This window comes from Thiothrix litoralis (assembly GCF_017901135.1).
Lineage (GTDB): Bacteria > Pseudomonadota > Gammaproteobacteria > Thiotrichales > Thiotrichaceae > Thiothrix > Thiothrix litoralis.
In genome coordinates this window covers 757,730-780,006 of record NZ_CP072801.1, presented here as the reverse complement: position 1 = coordinate 780,006, position 22,277 = coordinate 757,730, and the positions used below count along the sequence as shown (strand labels likewise).

Sequence of the window (22,277 nt, the reverse complement as noted above, 5' to 3'; positions counted from 1 at the left end):
ATCCGGGCGTATTCATTTCTGGCGTTAACAGGAAAACTTTATGGCTCCATTATTCAAACAGATTGGCAAGGTGTTGTTGCATTTCACTGGCGGGTGTCGGTTTCTTGACAGGTTGGTTGGCAGCATAAACTCATGATGAATTTTTTCATTCAGGGGATGGGAACGCCCTGGCAGATTCCGGCGCATATTGTGGTGCTTGTGGGGCTGGGTTTGTTGCTTGGCCAGCAAGGGTTTGCGGCTGTGCGTGCCGGTCTCTTGGTGTTTGTATTGTCGGTGTTGATTGGCTTGGGCTTGACCCGTGTGCCTGCGTTAACGTGGGATGGCAGCATGGTGTTGCTGACATTGGCGGGGGTGACGGGCATATTGCTGGCCTTGCGGCTTGAGTTACCCTTGTGGTTGGGTGCGGTGTTGACGGGTGTCGGTGGCGTTCTCATCGGGATGGGTTCTGCACCCTTGATGATTCCCGGCCTCAATGCTCTGAAAATTTATACCGAATTGGCAGGGACAGCCGTCAGTACTAGCGTGACCTTGTTAGCGCTGGCGTTGCTGGCTTCCTTGTTGCGTACTTTATTGAATGGCATCGTGCTGCGGGTATTGGGGTCATGGGTGGCCGCGAGTGCGTTAATGGTGCTGGCTTTGTTATTTGTTCCTCACTAAAAAGGAAATGATGTTATGCGTATCCTGAATTTGTTGAAATTTTCACTGGTATTGTTCGCGGGCTTGAGCGGGCAAGAGGTGCTTGCCCACGGCTTTCATTACAACCTTGATGTTAGCTCCCAATTGCAAGAAGACAGCACGGGTAAGCTGACCGGTGTACGGATAAACTGGTTTTACGACACTGAAGTGTCCAAAAGCTTGCTCGCAGGCGAAGATATGGCGGCAGACAAACAAGCCCAAACCTTGCAAGAAATTGCCCAGCGTGCCATTGCTGATTTGGGTACATTACATTATTTCACCAACCTGAGCCTTGGCGGACAGACATTAGCCACCCTCCCGGTGACCGATTACCATCTGGACTTATTGCCGGATGGGCATTTGAACCTCAACTTCGTGTTACCGCTCAAGGTTCCGCAGGATATGACGGGTAAACGTCTGGATATTTCCATGTCTGATTCCAGCGGTAGCGCGATCCTAATATTCGAGAACGCCAGCCGTATCAGCATGGGGGAAAAGCTCGCTGCTGCTTGTGCAGTCACGCTGGAAGAAAAAGCACAATATGCGGATGCTGAAGCGCCCCAGATTGTGCATTTACAGTGCAGGTAACTAGCCTATGAGTTGTCACTGTCAGTCAGGTAAAACCTATAACCAGTGTTGCCGCCCCTACCATGACGGCAAGGCAGCGCCCACGGCGGAAGCATTGATGCGTTCGCGTTACAGTGCTTACGTGCTGCGCAATGGTGCGTACTTGCATCGCAGTTGGCACAGCAGCACGCGCCCGAATAAAAAGGGTTTGATGCAATTGCCACCGCTGGCATGGTTGGGGCTGGAAATTGTGCGTGCGGAGCAGGGCGGGGAACAAGATACGGCAGGTATCGTCGAATTCAGCGCCCGTTATCGGGAGGGGGAGCAAACCGGCGAGTTGCATGAAACCAGCCGGTTTGTGAAGGAAGGTGGGAAGTGGTATTACGTGGATGGAAACTACTAATTCCGTAACGCTACTGCAAAAACGCCACCACCAACCCATCCACCGCCGCCGCGTGCGTCACTGGCGCTGAATGCCCCGCCCCCTTGATCACCGCCAACTCACCATCCGCCAACCACTGCGCCAATTGCGCCGAATGTTCCAGCGTGATCATGTCGCGCTCCCCCACAATCACCAAAACTGGTGCATGGATAGCCTGCAAATCGGCTTGGGTAAAACGCGGTTCTGTACGCCACAAATGGCGGATTTTGCTCGCCAGCGTTGGGTAATGTTCCCCCGCCCCCGACCACCAACCTTGCAACCACTGCCATACACCACCGGAAGGCGCGGCGGCTTCCACCTGCAACCCTGCACCCGCGTCCGACGTCAGCCCGGAAGGGTCGAAATTGGCGCTGATGGCAACGATCTTGCCCACCCGTTGCGGCGTGTCACGCCCCAACAGCAGGGCAATGATGCCACCATCGCTCCAGCCGATAATGTCGGTCTGAGCGATGTCCAGTTTATCCAACACCTGTATCACATCCTGCGCAAACAGGTGGTAACTCAGCCCGGTATGACCGAGCGTGGATTCGCCATGCCCACGCGTATCCACCAGTATCACCTTGCGCCCAGCCTTCACCAACCACGGCACTTGCGAAAACCAGCTCAGCCGATTGCTCAGACCGCCGTGCAACAACAAGACCGGCTTGCCCGCGCCATACGTCACGTAATGGATCTGCGCCCCGTTGAAGTTGATATTGCCGGTTGCCACTGGCGCACGGGTAGTCAGCCGCCAGCTCAGGTAATACACGAAATTGCCCGGCACAGGCCAGAACCAGCCAGCAGTCACCGCCCCCGTCACCAGCGCCGCAGTTAACACCTTCAGTAACCAGCGCCGCATCATTTCATCAACACCTGCCGGTAGCCACCCGCCACCAGCGCCGCCACGTCCAGCAGAATCGAGGCCAACGATGCCCGGCGCGGATACGCCAGATACAAACTGCGCCACTGTGGGTTAAACTTGTTTTTATAATCGCGCAAGCCTTTGAAATTATAGAAATGGTTGCCGTACTGGTACACCAACCGGATCAACCGCTCCTCACGCGGCGACCACACGCTGTCGCCCACCCCCGCCAGCGGTGCAACCCCGAGGTCAAACCAAGCGTAACCGGCCTGTGCGGCGTGTTGCATCAGGCTAACGAACAGAAAATCCATCGTCCCGTTAGGCGTATCCGCCAGATGCCGCATCAGGTCAATGCGGTATTCATCCCGCTGCCCGAAATCCGGTGTCACGCTGGCGAAGGCCACCACCCGCCCGTGCTGCTTGACCAATGCAAACCCGGCGCATTGTTCCAGAAACGCCCGCTCAAAACGCCCCAGCGAAAAGCCTTTTTCCGCCGCCTGCTTGTCATCTAGCCAAGCGTCCGACACTGCCTGCAATTCCTGCCATAGTGCTTCCTCCAACGGATACTGTACCACCTCGAAGCTTAGCCCGTCGCGTGTGCCATGATTCAGCGCCGTGCGTAGTTTCTGCGATTTCTTGCCTACCAGGGTGAAATCTTCCAGTGGCACTTGCGCCTTTTCCCCCAGCTTCAGCAACGCAAACCCGGCATTCAGGTAGTAATGCAGATTGGCTTCATCCACCTGATAAAATACCGCCACCCGGTTGTAATCCTCCGCCATGCTGCGGAAGGCGCGGATGCCTTCCGCCACTCCCGCACTATCTGCCGCCGCCGGGTCGCCCAGCGCAATCAGGTGGTTGCGTTTGTGACCGTACTGGATCAGCGCCGTTTCCTGATCGGTCAGAAACAGGTATTTGTCGCCCAGAAAGCTCAGGTAGGCATACCCCGTATGGCCAATTTCTGTGTAAAAACGCCGCGCCCGTTCCAGCAAACCCCGCTCCGGCAGTGTCATACTGGCAGGCAAGGGCATCGAAAACCACGTCCACCCCAGCCAAGCGAGGAAAGTCAGCAGCATCACGATCAGCGCCCGTGCATACCGCGCCGCATCCGCACCGTGACCAAAAGCCCCCAGCCGCACCGTAAATTGTGTCGAGCCGTACAGCATTTCACCCAGCCCCGCCGCCAGCAACAAAGCCAGCAAACCCGCCACCAACCAGCGCAAACTGCGGCGACTGATCAGCGGATAACCCCGGTGACGGAACGCCGCCTTGTTAGCACGCAGCAAGGTGGCTAACACCAGCAGCAGCAAGGCTTCCTCATAATCCAGCCCCTTCAGCAGCGTCATCACAATCCCCAGCAGCAACACGCTCTGGGTCGTGTGGTAAGCGCCGCGCATTCCCGCGCTAATTCCCCGTGCCAAGCCCAGCAGCAACGCCCCCGCCACCACGCTGGAAAGATGAAACCCTTCCCGCAATACCAGCGGCACATACGGCGAGAGGCTTTCCAAGCGTATTGCCATTCCGGGAAACGCCGCCGAAACCAGCAACACCACCCCCGCCGCAAACGTCAAATACGCCAACACCTGCGTGCTGACCTGCCCCAGAAAGCGCAGCGGAACCTGTCCCAGCCGCAACAGCGGATGCGCCTGAAAACGCTGGATGAACTCATCCACCCCACCGCCTTCCTTCACCAGCGGCAAACCGGACAACATCTGCACCCCGAACAAAAACGGAATGAAGTAATACACCACCCGAAACAGCAGCAAAGCCGCCAGCATCAGGCTCGCATCATTCACCACCCCGCCCAGCAGCGCCAGCATCGTCCCCTCAAACACCCCCAGCCCACCCGGCACCATGCTCACCCAACCCAGCGTTGCCGCCACGGTAAAGGCCGCCAGCAAGACATCCAGCGGCAATTTCACCCCCACCACCCACAGGCACAAATCCAGCAATAGCACGACCGCCAGCCAGTCCAGCAAGGACACCAGCAATAAGCCCACCCGCTGCGGGAACGCCAGTGGCGGCGTATCCGCCAATAAACGCCGGTGCAAAACACCGCCCCCCGCCACCAGCAGAAATAATACCCAGTACAGACTAACCAGCCCCAGCACCCCCACCGCCAGATTGGACGGCATCGCCAGCTTTACCAGCATGTCGGTATGCAACACCAGCACCGCCGTCGAGAGTACCGATAAACCCACCGGCATACTGAACAGCACCAACCCCGCGAAAGCCACCGCATCACGCGCCGCCACCCCAGCATTGCCCAGCCCCAGATAGCGCACGCCTGCGCCGGTCATGCCCGCAAAACCCGCCACATTATTCAGCACACTCGCCAGCCAAGCATAACGCGCCACATACGCCGCATTCGCTTTGATCCGCAACCAGCGCAGCAACAACACGTCATACAGCGCGTTCAGGCTGACCACCAGCAACCCCACCACAATCAGCAACAAGGTATTAAACAGGCTGACCTGCTTGAAAGCCGCGTGGACAGCCACCATGTCGACCTGACGGAATTCCCGTGAAGCCGCCAGCAGCGCCAGCAACAATGCGAGCAGCGGCAACAGCCACCGCCCCCAGCGCAGAATGCCCGCGACAGGGAATCTGGATTTGGAGGCGGTTTTATCCTGTACAGTCATCAGATACCCACTTTTGTTTAACAGACTTGACTACTCCCCACGGCTAAAGCCGGGGGATTCCTAATTCACCGAGAACAGGACGACGACACCGAAATGCCATCGCCACTAACATTCTCTCCAAAGGCTAACACCGCCAGCCCGGCGGCTAAAATGTTACGTGCTGCATTCACGTCACGGTCGTGGGTTGTGCCGCATTCGGGGCACTCCCACGATCGCACGTCCAGCGGCATGTTTTCTTTCACGAACCCACAGCAGGAACAGCGTTTAGTGGACGGGAAGAATCTCCCTATCTCAACGTATGTCCTCCCGTACCAGCCAGCTTTGTACGCAAGCTGGCGAGTGAACTCACCCCAACTTGCATCCGCAATGTGCTTGGCTAACGTTGGGTTCTTAATCATGTTCTTCACGGCGAGGTTTTCAGCACAAACCACTTGGTTCTCGTTAATCAGTTTGCGGGACAACTTGTGCAAGTTGTCCGAACGGTCATCGGAAATTTTCGCGTGAACACGGGCGACCTTGCGTTTAGCTTTCAACCGGTTCTTGCTGCCGAGTGTCTTCTTGGCAAGACGGCGTTGGTACTTCGCGAGTTTAGCCGCGTGTTGTGCGGTGTGGCGGGGATTACCGGATTTAAAACCGTCAGAGGTAACGAACAAATCCTTGATGCCCACGTCAATGCCTGCCTTTTTATCGGTGACGGGCAACAGCGTGGGTTCAAATTCACACAAGCAAGACACAAAATAGCGTCCGGCCTGATCTTTGGAAACAGTAACCGTGGTGGGGTCAGCCGGAAGTGCCTGACTCCACTTGATATTCAGCGGTTTATCGCACTTCGCCAGTTTCAATTCACCGTCACGGTAGCTGAACGCGCGGTACGTGAATTCAGCCGATTGGCGGTGCTTTTTAGATTTGAAGACAGGGTATTTTGCCCGACCTTCAAAGAAGTTTTTGAACGCCGTTTGCTGATTCCTCAAGCATTGTTGCAGCGGAACACTGGAAACGTCGTTCAGGAAAGTAGCTTCAGGCAGTTTTTTGATGGCAGTCAGTTGGGAACTCGCTTTCGTGTACCCAACTTTTTCCTGAGCCTGATAGTAGGCATCCGTGCGGTAACGCAAGATGCTGTTGTAAACGTAGCGCACACAACCGAACGTCTGAGCCAGCAACGTTTCTTGTTGTGGGTCTGGGTAGAATCGGAATTGGTAGGCGCGTTTAGTTTTCATTATTCACAAAATATCGTATATTTCGTGAAGAGTCAACAACCGAAGATAGCAAACCAAACGGAGGAGCGAGAAGAGGGTCGGCTGTCGCCGACGCGCTATCCCTCCCCATGCCTAAAGGCAGGGGTATCTCGCGCACGACTGATGAATACGGTAGTAGCAAAAACCATTCCAGACGCTTTATTTCATGACAATCAGTCACTTGAAAATAGTCACATACCGACACCCCAAACGATTGGGGAATATTCCCCACAATACCCATTATCCCGGCAATGAATATGGAATATCCACCACCAGCCTTACTCTTTCGCCAACACAAATGAAAAAATCTATTTTAAACAAACGTTTATGTTAATGGCATGAAATGTGCTTGGTGCTTGATAGGTAATTCATCATGTATCAAGGAGCAAACCTGTCATGAACACACATACTCCCCGCAACCGTCTGGTCAGCGCCGTCATTACTGGCATCAGCGTATCGCTACTGGTGGCTGGCCTCGCCCGCGCCGATAATAGCGCTGTCCCGATCACGCCAGCCCCGGCTGCCAACGTCGACCTGACCCCGGTGCAGGCTGATTCCCCCAATATTCCGCCTGACTACAACACCTATCTGTTGACTCAGGGCAGAGATGTCTACGCACAATTGCAAATCGCCCGGCACGCAGCCTTGAATCACAACCAGGCGGGCTTCATCAACGCACTCGGACAGGCACGCGAAGCCCTTGACAAGGATGCCTCCACCTACAATCTGGGCGTCTTCCCACTGACCAAGGTCAAGGAAGACCTCGACTCGGCCTCGGCGGCAGCAGACAATAACACGCCCTATTGGCCGGGTGCGCTCGAAGCGGTGCAGAGTGCACTGGCGACCTTCCACTGGTATGGCCAAGTACCTTCCCACGGCCTGCTGGCGGCTTACACCGATGCAGTCAACGCCTATACGCTGGCTAGCTCACCGAATTTCCTGCCCGAGCAGCGTCAGGATGTACTCAACCAGCTTGGCAAGGCCGCCGAGGAATTGCAGAAATCCCCCGGCACCGCCGAACTGGTGACGGAAACCCGTCGCCTGATCGACAAAGTGACGCCCGAAAACCACGCCATCAAGTTGTTGTTGCAACACATCCAGCAGCAAATTAACGACCAGCGCCAACAGTCGGAAGACCAATATTTACAGAACATTGCCGCCGATGTGGTCAATAACCCATAGGGGTTGAAAGGGGCTAGCCATGAACGAATTGCACACTTTCCTCGCGACCGTCTGGTTCGTACTGCTAGGCATTATTATCGCGCTGTACGTGCTGCTGGAAGGCTGTGATCTTGGGGTCAGCATACTGTCATTACTCGCCTATAAACCTGCCCTGCGTCACCAGCTACGCGAATATTCAGGCAGGACAGGGCAGGCCAACGAACTGTGGCTGGTGCTGGCGGGCGGGGTGTTGTTCGGTGCTTTTCCAACCGCTTACACTTTGATCCTGCATACCTTGTATATCCCACTGATCCTATTGCTGGGTGGGCTGTTGATGCGGCGGGCAGGTTTCGCCTCGGGTAGCTTGCTGGCAGCAGTGGCGCAGGGGCTGATTCTGGGCGAGCTGATGGGCAGTATGTCCGGCGGGTTAACGCCTTTCACGCTGGTGGTCAGCCTCGGGGTCGTGTCAGGTTACGCGCTATTGGGTGCTAGCTCTTTGCTTAACCATCCTCATGGCTCTATCAAAACCTTGGCAAAACGCTGGGCCATGGCGTTTGCGGTCGGGGCGCTGGCAACGTTGGTCACGGTGTTGTTATGGATACCCGCCATTCACCCTTACCTCAGCACTCGCTGGCAACACCCGGCCACCGTGGTGCTGCTGGGTGGTTTATTACTGGCAGTGCTGCTGGTGAGCATAGCCCTGTTGCGCAGTCTGCGTGGGCATGGGCGTTATTCGCCACTGAAGTGGAGCCTGACCCTGTTCCTGCTGACGTTTACTGGGCTGGCAGCCAGCCTGTACCCCGACATTATTCCCGGCCATTTGGGGCTGGAACAGGCTGCTGCTTCCAGCAAAACCTTGATTTTCATGAGCTTCGGTGTAGGTCTGCTGCTACCGTTGCTATTGGCCTATAATGGCTTCCAGTATTTGCTGTTCAACAAAAGTTCCGAACAGAAAAATTAAGGAGTCGCCATGTCGTTTTTGCCAAACTCAACAGCACGCACTATCCAGCCGCTATGGATACCGGTGGCGGTGCTGGGCGGTTTGTTGCTGGTTTCACTGTTGGCGCAACTGACGCTAGCATGGCTATCTTATAACCGCCTCCTACCCGCCAACCAACACGTCGATCATCTGGAACAGTTGCAACAAACCCTGACTCAGGTCGAAACCACGCTGGCTAAACAGTTGCCAGATGATAGTATTCTGCCGGTGGCTACCCGCCAAAACCTGCACCAAATCTTGCAGGACTTGCTGACCCGCCAAGATTATCTGGCTGGAAATACCCCCACCAATATCCAGCAGGCACAGCAGGTACTGGACGTGGACAATAAGCACCCCCGCGACACCTTGCTCACCATCATGAACATCCTGCGCGAAGTCTTTCGGGAAGAATCCAGCGTCCACAAGGAACTGACCCACAGCATTTTTGAAGCTGCCCGCTTTGAACTGGAACTGGGGGTATTGATTGTACTAACCCTCCCGCTGTCAGCCGTCATCCTGCTGACCCTGATGCGACGGCGCATCCTTACCCCCTTGCAACACATGGGCTACCTGATGGAGATGCTGGGCAAACGTCACTATCAGCGCATCCCACCGGACAATGTAGACCCCATGTTTCAGCCGCTGATGGAAAACTATAATGGCATGGTAATACGCCTGTCTGAGCTGGAAGCCGAACACCTGCAATACGAGCAAGCGCTGGAACAACAAGTAGAAAAAGCCGCCCGCACCCTGATCGCCCAGCAACGCAGCCTCGCCGATACCGAACGCCTCGCCGCCCTCGGCGAAGTCATGGCACGGCTGGCGCATGAACTACGCAACCCACTGGCGGGTGTCAAAATGGCCTGTAGCAATATCCGCCAAGAAATCGCTGAAAGTGGCGAGGATGTCCCGTACCGGGCACGCCTCGATCTGGTTGGGCAAGAAATCGACCGCATGATCCAGATGCTCAACCGACTGCTGGATCAGGCACACCACCAACCCGAACAAATCAGCACTGTCCACCTGCATAAAACTGTGGATGACTTGCTGACATTGGCGCGTTATCAGATTCCCACGCATATCAGCTTGCGCCACGCCATTCCCACCGACATCGTGTGTCGCCTGCCGGATACTGAACTACGCCAAGCCTTACTCAATTTGATCCTCAATGCGCAACAAGCCATGGCTGACCAGCCCGGCACGATTACCCTGCAAGCAACGCTGGAAAACACGCTGCTCTCCATCAGTGTCTGCGATGACGGCCCCGGCTTTCCGCCCGATATGCTGGAAAGCCATATCCGCGCCTTCAACACCCACCGCGTCGGCGGCACGGGGCTGGGGCTGTCGATCGTACAACGTTTCGTGCGTAACCACGCGGGCAAACTGTTGCTGCGTAATGAGCAACCGCATGGCGCTTGCGTCACCCTGCAACTCAACTGTGTGAGCAAACATGTCTGAAACCATCCTCATCATCGAAGACGAACGCCTGCTGGGCAGCGAACTCCAGCACCATTACCGCAAACAGGGCTACGAAGCCATCTGGGTAGAAAACTGTGCCGACGCCCGCCGCAAGCTCAAAAGCCGCAGCGTCGACCCGTTGCTGGTGCTGTCCGACCTCAACCTGCCGGACGGTAACGGCATGGATTTGCTGGAAGAAAACGCGGGCAACCTGAACGGCTGTGAATGGGTATTCCTCACCGGCTACGGCGACGTGCCCGATTCTGTCCGCGCCTTGCAACTGGGTGCGTTTGACTTCCTCACCAAACCCTGCCCGCAGGAACAACTGGACATGACCGTCCACAGCGCCTTGCGCAGCGCTCAGGCACAACGCCGCCTGCTGGCTGGGGCGCATGACTCCAGCCAGCGTTACCAGCCGGACAGTTTCATCGGCAGCAGCCCGGCAGCAGCGCAAACCCGGCAGATGTTGCAACAACTTAGCCAAGTTCCCTACAGCGCCCTGATCCTGACCGGCGAAACCGGCACGGGCAAAGGGCTGGCGGCGCGTATCCTGCATTACTCCGGCAGCCGCGCCAAACAACCGCTGGTGGAACTGAACTGCGCCGCGTTGCCCAAGGAAATGATGGAATCGGAACTGTTCGGACACGAAGCGGGTTCTTTCACCGGTGCCAAAGGCCGCCATCGCGGACTAATGGAACAAGCTGACGGCGGAACCTTGTTTCTGGATGAAATCGGCGAAATGCCCGTGGATTTGCAAGCAAAACTGCTGAAAGCGTTGGAAGACCGCAAAGTGCGGCGTTTGGGTGGTGAGCGTGAAATTAGCGTGGACATCCAGATCATTGCCGCCACCAACCGCAACCTGCAAACCGACATCAGTGAAGGCCATTTCCGCGCTGACCTGTACCACCGCCTGAGCGTGTTTGAACTGCGCCTGCCAGCCTTGCAAGAACGCCCCTCTGACTTGCACGAACTGGTTCCCAGCTTTTTGGCCGAGTTCAACGCCAAATCCGGCAAAAAGGTCAGCCAGTTGTCGCCACGCGTGTGGGGGATGCTGGAACGCTATCTCTGGCCGGGCAATGTACGCGAACTGCGCAATGTGCTAGAACGCTGCGTGATGTTATCCACCTCCAACGTACTGCCCGAACAATGGCTGCAACTGCAAAGCGCCCCATTGCCACCCGCCACTGCCATACCTGTCAGCCCAACCAGCACAGCATATTCCCCCTCTGTACCCGACAAGCAGGATGACGACGACCTCATCTGTTTCCGGCTGGATGGCAGTCTGGGGCTGGATGACATGGTGGGCGACATCATCAGCCGCATGTTGGAAAAACACGAAGGCAATGTCACCGAAGTGGCGCGGGTATTGAATACCACCCGCGAAAAAGTCCGCTACCGGATTGAGAAATTCCAGTTACGCTGATACCACTGGGGAATATTCCACACCACCCAAACAAAAGCCGGGCACAAATACCCGGCTTTTTTATTGATCTCAGTCAAATAATAAAAAATTCTTAAAAAACAGACTTTTAAAAAATTGGCACAGATTATGCTTTGTAACAGGTGGAAACAGCAAAACACGCTGTCAACTGATAACAACCTGTCAAGGAGATCATGCAATGAAACCCGTATCCTCACACAAGCCAACCGCCATCATGCTGAGCGCCCTGCTGCTGGCATCCACTTCCACCTTCGCTTTCGCCGCCACAGAAGCTGCCCAGCCGCCCAACTCTTTGGTGGAAACCGTCACCGCCCCCGGCTGGGATAGCCCCAATCTGAGAAAAATTGCCGCGCATACTGGCAATGAAATTGTCCGCCATCTGAATGCTGCCCACGCCGCTATCGAACAAGGTGACAGCGGCAAGGCACTAGGTGAAGTCGAAGCCGCCAACCATCTGAATGATTCGGTCATGCAGTCCATGCCCTACACCGATGTCAAGGAAGATGTCTTCAACGCCAAAGGCAAACTGGCCATGGAAGAAACCGCACGCTTCTATGACGACCTGCTCCCCCTCTATGCAGAGCTGGATGACATGCAGGTGTATGCGCCGCAAGTAGCGCAAAAAGCACGCGGCAAGGTCAAGGAAGCCGAAGCCATGAGTCGCAAAGGCCAAAACAAGGAAGCCGCCGACAAACTGAAAGAAGTCATGGATGACATTTCCGCTACCGCCGTGTTCCTGCCGGTTGGCTATGTCCACGGTCAACTGCAAGCCGCACAGAATGCTTTGAGTGAACAACACCGCGATGTCGCAACCGCTAAAACCGCGATCAATAACGCCCTGAAAAGTCTCGGCGCATTCACCGAAGACGTGGTTTTAGAACCTGCTGCCTGAATAGTTTGACACTCCCGCTCCTATTCTGCCCCGCCTATTGTCCGCGTTAGGGCTTTGCAGGAATAGCTTGGTCATGCGCTCCAGCAGTTGCTCCGCATCGATGTGACGGTTGAGCAGGTTAAACGCTTGGTTTTTAATGATGATAAAAAACCATTTACTACCCCCACCCATTTCAATAGAATGTGTATCATCATAAACAACTATACACACCGAACCATGCGAACCAATATCGTCATTGATGAAACGCTGATGCGTGATGTCCTCCAAGCAACGGGGCTGCAAACCAAACGCGAAGCGGTGGAACGCGGCCTGCAACTGCTGTTGCGCCTTACGCGGCAAGCCCGCATCCGTGAATTTCGCGGAAAACTGCACTGGGAAGGCAATTTGGATGAAATGCGCGTAGATAAAGCATGATCTTCGTCGATTCCAGCGTCTGGATTGATTATTTCAACGGTAAATCAACCCCGCAAAGTGACTGGCTCGACCACCTGCTCGGCACACAACCCGTTGCAACCGGGGAACTTGTCTTAACCGAAGTACTGCAAGGTTTCAAACAGGACAAGGAATACGCCCAAGCCAAAGAACTGCTGTTGACGCTGGATTATTTCACCATGCTCGACCAATCCATTGCCTTGAAAAGTGCCGACAACTTTCGGGCTTTGCGCAAACGCGGCATCACCGTGCGAGAAACCATTGATGTGCTGATCGCCACCTTCTGCATCGAGAAAAACTTGCCTCTGCTAGAATCTGACGGTGATTTCACTCCATTCCACGAATACTTTTCATTAAAAAATGCCCTTCCCCATCATTAAACCTTCTTAATCGCGACTCTGGAACTTCCGTCCCGCAAACGCTGCTAACATCCCCCGCAAGATATTCATCTCGCTCACCGTCACGCCCGCCCTTCCGAACAATCGCCGCATCCGCCGCATCAACAAGCGCGGGTTTTCCGGGTCAAGAAAGCGCGTCTCAATCATCGACTGTTCCAGATGCGTATAGAACCCTTCCAACGCCTCCGCACTCGCCAACACTTCATCCGGGTCAGCCGCTACTGGCTGCACAGGTGTTGCCATTCTAAACGCAGTCGCACATTCATAAGCCAATACCTGAATCGCCATCGCAATATTCAGCGACAGGAAATCAAACGCCATCGGGATATGCACCAGCGTATTGCAATGATCCAGCTCTTCGTTGGTCAAGCCGGTACGTTCACGCCCAAACACCAACGCGATTTTCTGCTGCTGCGGCAAATGCTCGGCGACGAAAGTGCCGCATTCCCGCGCATCCATCTGCGGCCATTGCAGGGTACGTTCGGAACGCGCACTTGCGCCGATCACGATCTGACAATCCGCCACAGCATCCTGCAAGGTTGGCACGATTTTCGCCTGCTCGATAATGTCATTCGCGCCAGAAGCCAGTGCAAAGGTTTCCTGCGAATACGGTTTGCGTGGCGAGACCAGACGCAAGTCTTTCAAACCCATGACCTTCATGGCACGTGCTGCCGAGCCAATATTGCCAGGGTGCGAGGTTTCCACCATGACGATGCGCAAGTTGTCGAGAAGTTGGTTCATATTTCCATTCACTATCAGAGTAGGTAGCTAATAGTGCTAGACTTTAGCACTGGATAAAAGCAGGAGGATAACATGTCTAATCAAAAAGCCGCTCATGAGCAGTGGTCATCACGATTCACTTTTGTACTGGCAGCCACAGGTTCCGCTGTCGGTCTCGGTAACATTTGGAAATTTCCGTACATCACGGGTGAAAATGGTGGGGGTGCATTCGTGCTGGTGTACCTGCTGTGTATCTGCCTGATCGGCATCCCCATTATGATGGCCGAAATCCTGCTGGGGCGACGTGGGCAACAAAGCCCGATTAATTCCATGCGCACGCTCGCCCTTGAATCTGGCACTTCCGGGGCGTGGGCATGGTTGGGCGGAATCGGGGTACTGGCTGGTATTCTGATCATGTCCTTTTACAGCGTGATTGCCGGGTGGGCTGTTTCCTATGTTATTGAAGCTGCCAGTGGTCATTTCAACGGTCTGACCGGGGAAACCGCCGGAGCCAAGCTAGGGGCGTTATTGGGCGACCCGCTGCAATTGACCTTATGGCACACCATTTTTAGCGTCATGACAGCAGTGGTGGTGGCGCGGGGCGTGCGTTCCGGGCTGGAAAAAGCGGTGCGTATCCTGATGCCTGCCTTATTCGTGTTGCTGCTGGTCATGGTGGGTTATGCGCTGTCAACCGGCTACTTCATGCAAGGGGTAAACTTCCTGTTTGCAGTCGATTTTACCAAACTGACCCCGGAGGCAATTCTGACCGCATTAGGGCACGCCTTCTTCACGCTCAGTCTGGGGATGGGCGCCATCATGGCCTATGGTTCTTACATGCCCAAAGAGGCTTCCATTGCCAAAACTACTTTCGCGATTGCCATCATGGATACGCTGGTAGCATTACTGGCTGGCATGGCGATTTTCCCGCTGGTGTTTGCCAATGGTCTGGAAGCAGGCGCAGGGCCGGGGCTGGTATTCGTCACCCTGCCCATTGCCTTTGGTGAAATGTTTGGCGGGGCGTTCTTTGGCACAGTATTCTTCGTACTGTTGGTATTTGCAGCCTGGACTTCTGCTATTTCCCTCATCGAACCCGCCACCGCTTGGTTGGTGGAAAATCGGGACATGAAACGTTCAACAGCCGCCTATAGCATTACCACCGTAACCTGGTTGCTCGGGCTGATAACCGTGATGTCATTCAGCCATTGGTCATTTGGTTTTGAATTCGCTGGGGCGCAAAAGACCGATGGTATGTTTGATGTGCTGGATATTCTGACTTCCACCTTCATGCTGCCCTTGGGTGGTTTGGCGATTGCCCTTTTTACCGGCTGGGTGATGAAGAAAGCCTATGTGCAGGATGAACTGGGGCTAAGTCAAGGTGGGTTCAATTTCTGGTATCAACTGCTGCGCTGGGTGTCACCCCTATTACTGGCGTATCTGTTTATTCATTCACTAGGGTTCTGAAACTCAAGCAAGAAAGAAACCCCTCCCCAACCCTCCCCTTATCAAGGGAGGGAGTAAGAAAAATGCTGTAACAGCTTGTTCCTCCCCTGATAAGGGGAGGCTAGGAGGGGTTTCTTAGGCGTGCTTCCGCGCCCAATACTCTTTCGACAGTTTGAATACCATCGGTGACAGGATCAGCAAACCGATAATGTTTGGAATCGCCATCAAACCATTCAACGTGTCGGACAGGTTCCAGATGAAATCAATTTTCTGGTTGGCAAACCACAGAATTGCCCCAACCCACATGACCCGGTAAATGATCACCGACTTTTCGTGGAACAGGAACTGCCAGCAACGTTCACCGTAATAACTCCAGCCCAACAAGGTAGTGAAGGAGAAGACTGCCAGTGAAATGGCCACCACGTAATTACCACCCATGAAGCTGTTGGCAAATGCCATTGAAGTCAGCGGTGCGCCACTTTCACCGGACATCCACGCGCCAGAGGTCAGAATGCACAATGCAGTCATGGTACAAATAATAATGGTGTCGATGAATGTCCCCAACATGGCGATATTGCCTTGACGTACCGGGTCGTTGGTTTGTGCCGCACCATGCGCAATGGCTGCACTACCCAAGCCGGATTCATTCGAGAATACCCCACGTGCAACCCCGTAACGGATAGCGGCTGCAACCGCCGCACCCGCAAAACCACCCGCAGCCGCCGCAGGCTCAAAAGCACTTTTAAAAATCAGCGCAAACGCAGCGGGAATTTCAGCTACATTGATGACCAGCACCATCAAGCCACCGAACAGGTATAGCAGGATCATCGCAGGCACCAGTTTGGCTGCCACTTCGGAAATGCGTTTTACCCCGCCAAGAATCACAAAGCCCACCAGCACGGCCGCCACAACCCCGGTAATATAAGTCGGCACACCGAAGTCAGTACGCAACACATCCGCCATCGAGTGGATTTGTGCACCATTACCGATGCCGAACGCTGCAATTGCACCAAAAACGGCGAAGGCGTAAGCAAGGAATTTACCCAACTTTGGCATTTTCGCCCCGACACCATTTTTCAGGTAATACATCGGGCCACCAACGTGTTTGCCATCATGGTCAACTTCGCGGTATTTGACCGCACAGACCGCTTCAGCATACTTGGTTGCCATGCCGATGAAGGCAATCATCCACATGTAAAACACCGCACCAGGGCCACCCAAGGCAATGGCAGTTGCCACACCTGCGATATTGCCAGTACCCACGGTAGCAGACAGAGCTGTCAGTAACGCATGGGTTGGGCGAATATCACCTTCGCCAGTGGATTCGTTTTTAACCATCAGGCCGAAGGCGTAACCAATTTTACGCAAGGGCAAAAAGCCCAGCCCGACCATCAAATATACCCCCGTCACCCCCAACAGGATCAGCATGGGTGGTCCCCACGCGAAACTGTTGATGTCATTGATTATGGCGTTAATGGCATCCATTCATATCTCCTTTGTTGCTAAAGTGGTGTTGTACCGTTATAAACAATAGCAGAATGAATGCAGAAAATGCGCCAAAGCCTGCTTTACCGGCGATATATTTCTACTCAATGGCGTTTCATGATGCGATCTTTTTCACGCCCCCAATCGCGGGCTTTCTCAGTATCGCGTTTGTCGTGTTGCTGTTTGCCTTTGCCGAGGCCGATTTCGAGTTTGACGCGGTTATTTTTCCAATACATCGCCAATGGCACAACAGCATAGCCTTTACGGTCAACCGCGACGTTGATTTTGAAAATTTCATTGCCGTGCAGCAATAGCTTACGGGTACGGGTGGATTCGGGGATGATGTGGGTCGAAGCGGATAGCAGAGCGCTGATATGTGCGCCAAACAGGAACACTTCACCCTTCTCCAGAATCACGTAGCTTTCTTTGAGTTGCACCCGCCCTTCGCGCAGGCTTTTGATTTCCCAACCCTGCAAGACCATGCCAGCCTCGTAGGTTTGTTCAATGTAAAATTCGTGGCGTGCCTGTTTATTCAGGGCAATGGTTTTCTGACCGGGAGTACTTTTCTTTTTGGGTGTCTTTGCCATGATCTTGTTAAAGGTGACGAAAACGGTAAATGATACGCGGGTTTTACGCCAATTTGCACACCTTTGTCAGCAAGCCGTATTATCGGATGCTTTGTGACGACAGAATAAGGATTTCCTATGCGCCCAGCATCGCTCAGTTCCATCCTCGATAAAGAGTTTCTCGGTACTTTAGAAGGTCATCATACCCCGGTCATGCTGTGGGGGCCGCCGGGCGTAGGCAAGTCGCAAATCGTCGCACAAGTCGGCGTGCGCCACGGTACGCCAGTGATTGACGTGCGTCTGTCACAGATGGAACCCAGCGATTTGCGCGGCATCCCTTTCCGCGACAAGGAACTGGTGGAATGGGCGATCCCCTCCATGCTGCCGGATGAGGAACGTCACGGGCCGATGGGCATCCTGTTTCTGGATGAAATCACCTCCGCCGTGCCCAGCGTATCGGCAGCGGCGTATCAGTTGATCCTTGACCGGCGCTTGGGTGATTACCGCGTACCGGATGGCTGGGCGATTTTCGCAGCAGGCAACCGCCAAGGCGACCGGGGCGTGACCTACACCATGCCCGCACCATTGGCGAACCGCTTTTCGCACTTTGAAGTCGACCTGAATCTGGATGACTGGGTGGCGTGGGCGTACAAAAACAATATCGACGAACGCATTATCGGTTTCCTGCGCTTCCGCCCGGAACAGCTGTTTAACTTTGACCCCGCGCATAATCCGGTCGCTTTCCCGACCCCGCGTTCGTGGGAATTTGCCCACCGTGCCTTGCAGAAATTTGGTGACTCCCCTGCCCTGTTGCTGGGTACACTGCAAGCCTGTGTGGGGCCAGCAGCAGGTATCGAGCTGAAAGCCTTTGTCGACAGCCTTGACCAAATGCCGGATCTGGATGCGATTTTGCGTGGTGAAGACATCAAAGCGCCTAAGGAAGTCGATTTGCAATACGCGGTGGCGTCGTCACTGGTCGGGCGGGCGATTCGAGCCAAAGGTACACCGCAAGCGGCAGAGGTTTACGGGCATATCCTCAACTACGCGAAAGCTTTCCCGTTGAAGGAAATGGGCGTGATGCTGGTGTCTGATATGCTGCGGGCGATTGGTGATGAGATGTTTAGCGTTCCGGCTTTCGGACAATGGGCGCAATCCATTGGCGACATTATGCTGTACGATTAAGCAGAAAAAAGCCCCGCATTGCGGGGCTTTTTTAAAGGGCTAGGAGGCCAGTTTTGCCTTGAATTTCTCGCGGAATTTGCGCAGTTTCGGGCTAATCACCGCCTGACAATAACCCGCACTGCCATTCAGGTTGTAATAGTCCTGATGGTAGTCTTCTGCTTTGTAGAAGGTTTCCAGCGGGGCAACTTGCGTCACGATGGCGTCACGAAAACCATCCTTCAGGGATGCCAGCAAGTCTTCTGCTATTTGCCGCTGCTCATTATTATGAGTAAAAATAATGCTGCGGTACTGGGTTCCCCGGTCTGCGCCTTGCTGGTTTAGCGTGGTCGGGTCATGGGTCAGCATGTGGATTTCCAACAGTTCCCGGTAGCTGATGATAGCCGGGTCAAACAGTATCTGGATGACTTCTGCATGACCGGTGGAACCACTGCATACCTGCCGGTAATTGGCGTTGTCGACAGCCCCGCCGCTGTAACCGCTTTCCACGGAATGCACGCCATCCAGTTCACGGAAAATAGCTTCAGTACACCAAAAACAGCCGCCGCCGAACGTGGCTTTTTCCAGACTCGCCGCCTGTTTTTTTAGAGCAACCGCATTCATGCAGTAACGCAGGCCGCTAGGCGCTGGGCCATCTGGGAAGACATGACCCAAATGTGCTCCACAGGTATTGCAGGTGGTTTCCACACGTGTCATGCCGTGCGAACGGTCGGCATGGTACGCAATCGCGTTAGCCTTGACTGGCTGGGTAAAGGAAGGCCAGCCTGTGCCCGACTCAAATTTTTCGTTGGCGTCAAACAGTAAAGTGCCGCAGCAAACACAGCCATACAGCCCCGGCTCAAACAGGCTACACATGCCTGAACTGAACGGGCGCTCGGTACCTTTGCGCCGGGTAACGTGGTATTGCTCATCGCTCAGTTGCGCCTTCCATTCTTCTTCGGATTTCCTGACAACGCGGTCGGGCGTCGGATTACCGGTATCGGCAAAGCGGAGAACGTCGTTCCAGTTAAGCATCTCTACAACTCCCTTGGTGATTTAGTCCAACACTAGCACTAACCATTCTGAATACAAAAAAAAGCCCCGCAATGCGGGGCTTTTTAGAGAAGTGGGACTATTACCCAGCAACTACCGGAATCGGCACAACTTTCGCCGCCGCATGTTGGTAGCTTTCCATCTTGTCGAAGTTCAGGTAGCGGTAGATGTCAGCCGACATGCTATCCAGCTTGTTGGCGTATTCCATATACTCGGCAACTGTTGGCAGTTTACCCATGACCGCAGCCACGGATGCCAGTTCAGCAGAAGCCAGGAACACGTCAGCGCCTGTACCCAAACGGTTCGGAAAGTTACGCGTAGAGGTGGACACAGCGGTGGATTTCTCAGCGATACGCGCCTGATTACCCATACACAGTGAACAGCCCGGCATTTCCATCCGCGCACCGGCACGACCGTAGATGTTGTAGTAACCTTCGTCACTCAACTGGGCTGCATCCATCTTGGTCGGTGGTGCAATCCACATACGGGTGGGGATTTGCGTGTTGGCAGCATCCAGCAATTTACCCGCAGCACGGAAGTGACCGATGTTGGTCATGCAAGAACCGATGAAGACTTCATCAATCTTGCGACCAGCCACTTCAGACAACAGACGTGCATCATCTGGGTCATTCGGTGCGCACAGGATAGGCTCTTTGATCTCATCCATATTGATTTCGATCACAGCCGCGTATTCTGCATCCGCATCCGCACGCAGCAGGCTTGGGTTAGCCAGCCATTCTTCCATCTTGCCAATGCGGCGTTCGATGGTACGTACATCGCCGTAACCTTCGGACAGCATCCACTTCAGCATGACGATATTGGAACGCAGGTATTCCGCCACAGAGGCTTCAGACAGCGCAACCGTACAGCCCGCCGCAGAACGTTCCGCAGACGCATCCGACAATTCAAAGGCTTGCTCGACGGTCAGGTGATCCAGACCTTCGATTTCCACAACGGTGCCATTGAACACGTTCTTCTTGCCTTTCTTTTCCACCGTCAGCAGACCCATCTGGATCGCTTTGTGTGGAATGGCATGAACGAGGTCACGCAAGGTAATACCCGGCTGCATTTTGCCCGTGAAACGTACCAGCACGGATTCCGGCATATCCAATGGCATAACGCCCGTCGCCGCCGCAAATGCCACCAAACCAGAACCTGCCGGGAAGGAAATCCCCATCGGGAAACGGGTATGCGAGTCACCACCGGTACCAACGGTATCTGGCAGCAACATGCGGTTCAACCACGAGTGGATAATGCCATCACCAGGGCGCAAAGAAACACCGCCACGGGTCATGATGAAATCAGGCAGCGTGTGATGCGTCGTTACGTCAACCGGCTTAGGGTAAGCCGCTGTATGACAGAAAGACTGCATAACCAGATCCGCCGAGAAACCCAGACAAGCCAGATCTTTCAGCTCATCACGAGTCATCGGGCCAGTAGTATCCTGAGAACCCACCGTGGTCATTTTCGGTTCGCAGTACATGCCAGGGCGTACACCCGTCATGCCGCAAGCCTTACCGACCATTTTCTGTGCCAGCGTGAAACCTTTGCCGGTATCAACAGGCTGCTCAGGGGTACGGAACAGGTCAACCGGCGGCAGACCTAGTGACTCCCGCGCTTTGGCCGTCAAGCCACGCCCGATAATCAGGTTGATACGACCACCCGCACGGGCTTCGTCCAACAACACTTGGGTTTTCAGGCCGAAGGTGGAAATGACTTCATCTGTACCGTGACGCTTAGCAACGCCTTCATACGGATACACATCAACCACGTCGCCCATGTTCATTTGGGCAACGTCCATTTCGATTGGCAGTGCACCCGCATCTTCCATGGTGTTGAAGAAAATAGGCGCAATCTTGCTACCGAAGCAGTAACCGCCTGCACGCTTGTTAGGAATCCCCGGCATATCATCGCCAAAGAACCACAGCACGGAGTTGGTCGCTGATTTACGTGAAGAACCTGTACCTACCACGTCACCGACGTAAGCCACTGGGAAGCCTTGCGCCTTCATTGCTTCGATCTGCTTCAACGGGCCAACGGAACCGGGCACTTCTGGCTCGATACCGTCGCGTGCCATTTTCAGCATCGCGTTAGCATGGAGTGGGATGTCAGGGCGTGACCATGCATCCGGTGCAGGCGACAAATCGTCAGTGTTGGTTTCGCCGGTTACTTTGAAAACGGTAACGGTGATTTTCTTAGCCACTTCAGGCTTGGAAGTGAACCATTCACCCGCCGCCCACGATGCCATAACCTGCTTGGCAGCAGCATTGCCCGCTTTGGCTTTTTCTTCCACATCATGGAAGGCATCAAACATCAGCAGTGTGTGTGACAAAGCAGTTGCCGCTACCGCTGCGGTAACGTCACTATCGAGTGCTGCAATCAATGGCTGCACATTGTAGCCACCCAGCATCATACCCAACACTTCAACTGCACGAACCTGACTGATCAGGGCGCATTTCACTTCACCACTGGCAACCACCGCGAGGAAGCCAGCTTTTACATAAGCTGCCTCATCCACCCCCGCCGGTACGCGGTTTTCCAGCAGGTCAACCAGAAACGCTTCTTCGCCCTTTGGTGGGTTCTTCAGCAAATCCACCAGTGCGGCAGTTTGTGCAGCATCCAGTGGCTTGGGTGGAATGCCTTGAGCGGCGCGTTCCGCAACGTGTTGGCGATATTCTTGCAACATTCAATAGTC

Annotated in this window: 20 protein-coding genes; 12 read left to right on the top strand and 8 right to left on the bottom strand. The window is 54.6% G+C overall.

Annotated elements, in window-relative coordinates; translation table 11 throughout:
• Window positions 1-132 precede the first annotated feature (132 nt).
• Genes J9253_RS03690 through J9253_RS03680 form a run of 3 tightly spaced genes read left to right on the top strand, consistent with a single transcriptional unit; the run spans window position 133 to window position 1,645 of the window.
• Window positions 133-657 (top strand): hypothetical protein, encoded by a 525-nt coding sequence (locus J9253_RS03690; protein WP_210223357.1) that lies wholly within the window; start codon window positions 133-135, stop codon window positions 655-657.
• A gap of 15 nt (window positions 658-672) precedes the next feature.
• Window positions 673-1,263 (top strand): DUF1007 family protein, encoded by a 591-nt coding sequence (locus tag J9253_RS03685; protein ID WP_210223356.1) that lies wholly within the window; start codon window positions 673-675, stop codon window positions 1,261-1,263.
• Between the two features lie 7 nt (window positions 1,264-1,270).
• Window positions 1,271-1,645, top strand: coding sequence for a YchJ family protein (locus J9253_RS03680; protein WP_210223355.1), 375 nt, complete (start codon window positions 1,271-1,273; stop codon window positions 1,643-1,645).
• A 10-nt stretch (window positions 1,646-1,655) separates the two neighbouring features.
• Here J9253_RS03680 and J9253_RS03675 read toward each other — a convergent pair whose 3' ends face one another.
• The 3 genes from J9253_RS03675 to J9253_RS03665 form a co-directional block, all read right to left on the bottom strand.
• A complete protein-coding gene (locus J9253_RS03675) occupies window positions 1,656-2,630 on the bottom strand; it encodes an alpha/beta fold hydrolase (RefSeq protein WP_228291498.1) in 975 nt (324 codons plus the stop codon).
• The gene (mprF, locus tag J9253_RS03670; protein ID WP_210223354.1) at window positions 2,522-5,164 is read right to left on the bottom strand and encodes a bifunctional lysylphosphatidylglycerol flippase/synthetase MprF; all 2,643 of its coding nucleotides are present in this window, start codon (window positions 5,162-5,164) and stop codon (window positions 2,522-2,524) included. Before mprF ends, J9253_RS03675 begins: the two co-directional genes overlap by 109 nt.
• A gap of 65 nt (window positions 5,165-5,229) precedes the next feature.
• Window positions 5,230-6,381 (bottom strand): RNA-guided endonuclease InsQ/TnpB family protein, encoded by a 1,152-nt coding sequence (locus J9253_RS03665; RefSeq protein ID WP_210221241.1) that lies wholly within the window; start codon window positions 6,379-6,381, stop codon window positions 5,230-5,232.
• A 414-nt stretch (window positions 6,382-6,795) separates the two neighbouring features.
• Between J9253_RS03665 and J9253_RS03660 the strand changes: the two genes are divergently transcribed.
• From J9253_RS03660 to vapC, 7 genes are all read left to right on the top strand, one after another.
• Window positions 6,796-7,581, top strand: a complete 786-nt coding sequence (locus J9253_RS03660) for a hypothetical protein (RefSeq protein ID WP_210223353.1) — start codon at window positions 6,796-6,798, stop codon at window positions 7,579-7,581.
• Window positions 7,582-7,600: 19 nt separating this feature from the next.
• Complete coding sequence (locus J9253_RS03655) at window positions 7,601-8,521, top strand: cytochrome d ubiquinol oxidase subunit II (protein ID WP_210223352.1); 921 nt, start codon at window positions 7,601-7,603, stop codon at window positions 8,519-8,521.
• 9 nt (window positions 8,522-8,530) lie between these two features.
• Window positions 8,531-9,997: a sensor histidine kinase gene (locus J9253_RS03650; protein ID WP_210223351.1), complete on the top strand. Its 1,467-nt coding sequence runs from the start codon at window positions 8,531-8,533 to the stop codon at window positions 9,995-9,997.
• Entirely contained in the window at window positions 9,990-11,420 is a 1,431-nt protein-coding gene (locus J9253_RS03645) for a sigma-54-dependent transcriptional regulator (protein WP_210223350.1), read from the top strand. The genes J9253_RS03650 and J9253_RS03645 overlap by 8 nt, the downstream gene beginning before the upstream one ends.
• 196 nt (window positions 11,421-11,616) lie before the next feature.
• Window positions 11,617-12,330 carry a YfdX family protein gene (locus tag J9253_RS03640; RefSeq protein WP_210223349.1) on the top strand — a complete coding sequence of 238 codons (714 nt, stop codon included), beginning with the start codon at window positions 11,617-11,619 and terminating at the stop codon, window positions 12,328-12,330.
• Window positions 12,331-12,546: 216 nt separating this feature from the next.
• Entirely contained in the window at window positions 12,547-12,744 is a 198-nt protein-coding gene (locus tag J9253_RS03635; RefSeq protein ID WP_210223348.1) for a type II toxin-antitoxin system VapB family antitoxin, read from the top strand.
• On the top strand, window positions 12,741-13,142 hold the full coding sequence (vapC, locus tag J9253_RS03630; RefSeq protein ID WP_210223347.1) for a type II toxin-antitoxin system VapC family toxin: 402 nt from the start codon (window positions 12,741-12,743) through the stop codon (window positions 13,140-13,142). Before J9253_RS03635 ends, vapC begins: the two co-directional genes overlap by 4 nt.
• Before the next feature lie 6 nt (window positions 13,143-13,148).
• Here the strand turns inward: vapC and J9253_RS03625 are convergent, their stop codons facing one another.
• A complete protein-coding gene (locus J9253_RS03625) occupies window positions 13,149-13,901 on the bottom strand; it encodes an RNA methyltransferase (RefSeq protein WP_210223346.1) in 753 nt (250 codons plus the stop codon).
• A gap of 72 nt (window positions 13,902-13,973) precedes the next feature.
• On the opposite strand from J9253_RS03625, the gene J9253_RS03620 reads away from it, so the two are divergent.
• Complete coding sequence (locus J9253_RS03620; protein ID WP_210223345.1) at window positions 13,974-15,341, top strand: sodium-dependent transporter; 1,368 nt, start codon at window positions 13,974-13,976, stop codon at window positions 15,339-15,341.
• Window positions 15,342-15,455: 114 nt separating this feature from the next.
• Here J9253_RS03620 and J9253_RS03615 read toward each other — a convergent pair whose 3' ends face one another.
• Both J9253_RS03615 and smpB read right to left on the bottom strand, forming a co-directional pair.
• Window positions 15,456-16,805: an alanine/glycine:cation symporter family protein gene (locus J9253_RS03615; protein WP_210223344.1), complete on the bottom strand. Its 1,350-nt coding sequence runs from the start codon at window positions 16,803-16,805 to the stop codon at window positions 15,456-15,458.
• A 104-nt stretch (window positions 16,806-16,909) separates the two neighbouring features.
• The gene (gene smpB, locus J9253_RS03610; protein WP_028487958.1) at window positions 16,910-17,392 is read right to left on the bottom strand and encodes an SsrA-binding protein SmpB; all 483 of its coding nucleotides are present in this window, start codon (window positions 17,390-17,392) and stop codon (window positions 16,910-16,912) included.
• 117 nt (window positions 17,393-17,509) lie between these two features.
• Between smpB and J9253_RS03605 the strand changes: the two genes are divergently transcribed.
• Window positions 17,510-18,553 carry an AAA family ATPase gene (locus tag J9253_RS03605; RefSeq protein ID WP_028487957.1) on the top strand — a complete coding sequence of 348 codons (1,044 nt, stop codon included), beginning with the start codon at window positions 17,510-17,512 and terminating at the stop codon, window positions 18,551-18,553.
• Between the two features lie 39 nt (window positions 18,554-18,592).
• Here J9253_RS03605 and J9253_RS03600 read toward each other — a convergent pair whose 3' ends face one another.
• Entirely contained in the window at window positions 18,593-19,564 is a 972-nt protein-coding gene (locus J9253_RS03600; protein WP_210223343.1) for a bifunctional methionine sulfoxide reductase B/A protein, read from the bottom strand.
• Window positions 19,565-19,664: 100 nt separating this feature from the next.
• On the bottom strand, window positions 19,665-22,268 hold the full coding sequence (acnB, locus tag J9253_RS03595; RefSeq protein ID WP_210223342.1) for a bifunctional aconitate hydratase 2/2-methylisocitrate dehydratase: 2,604 nt from the start codon (window positions 22,266-22,268) through the stop codon (window positions 19,665-19,667).
• Window positions 22,269-22,277: the final 9 nt, after the last annotated feature.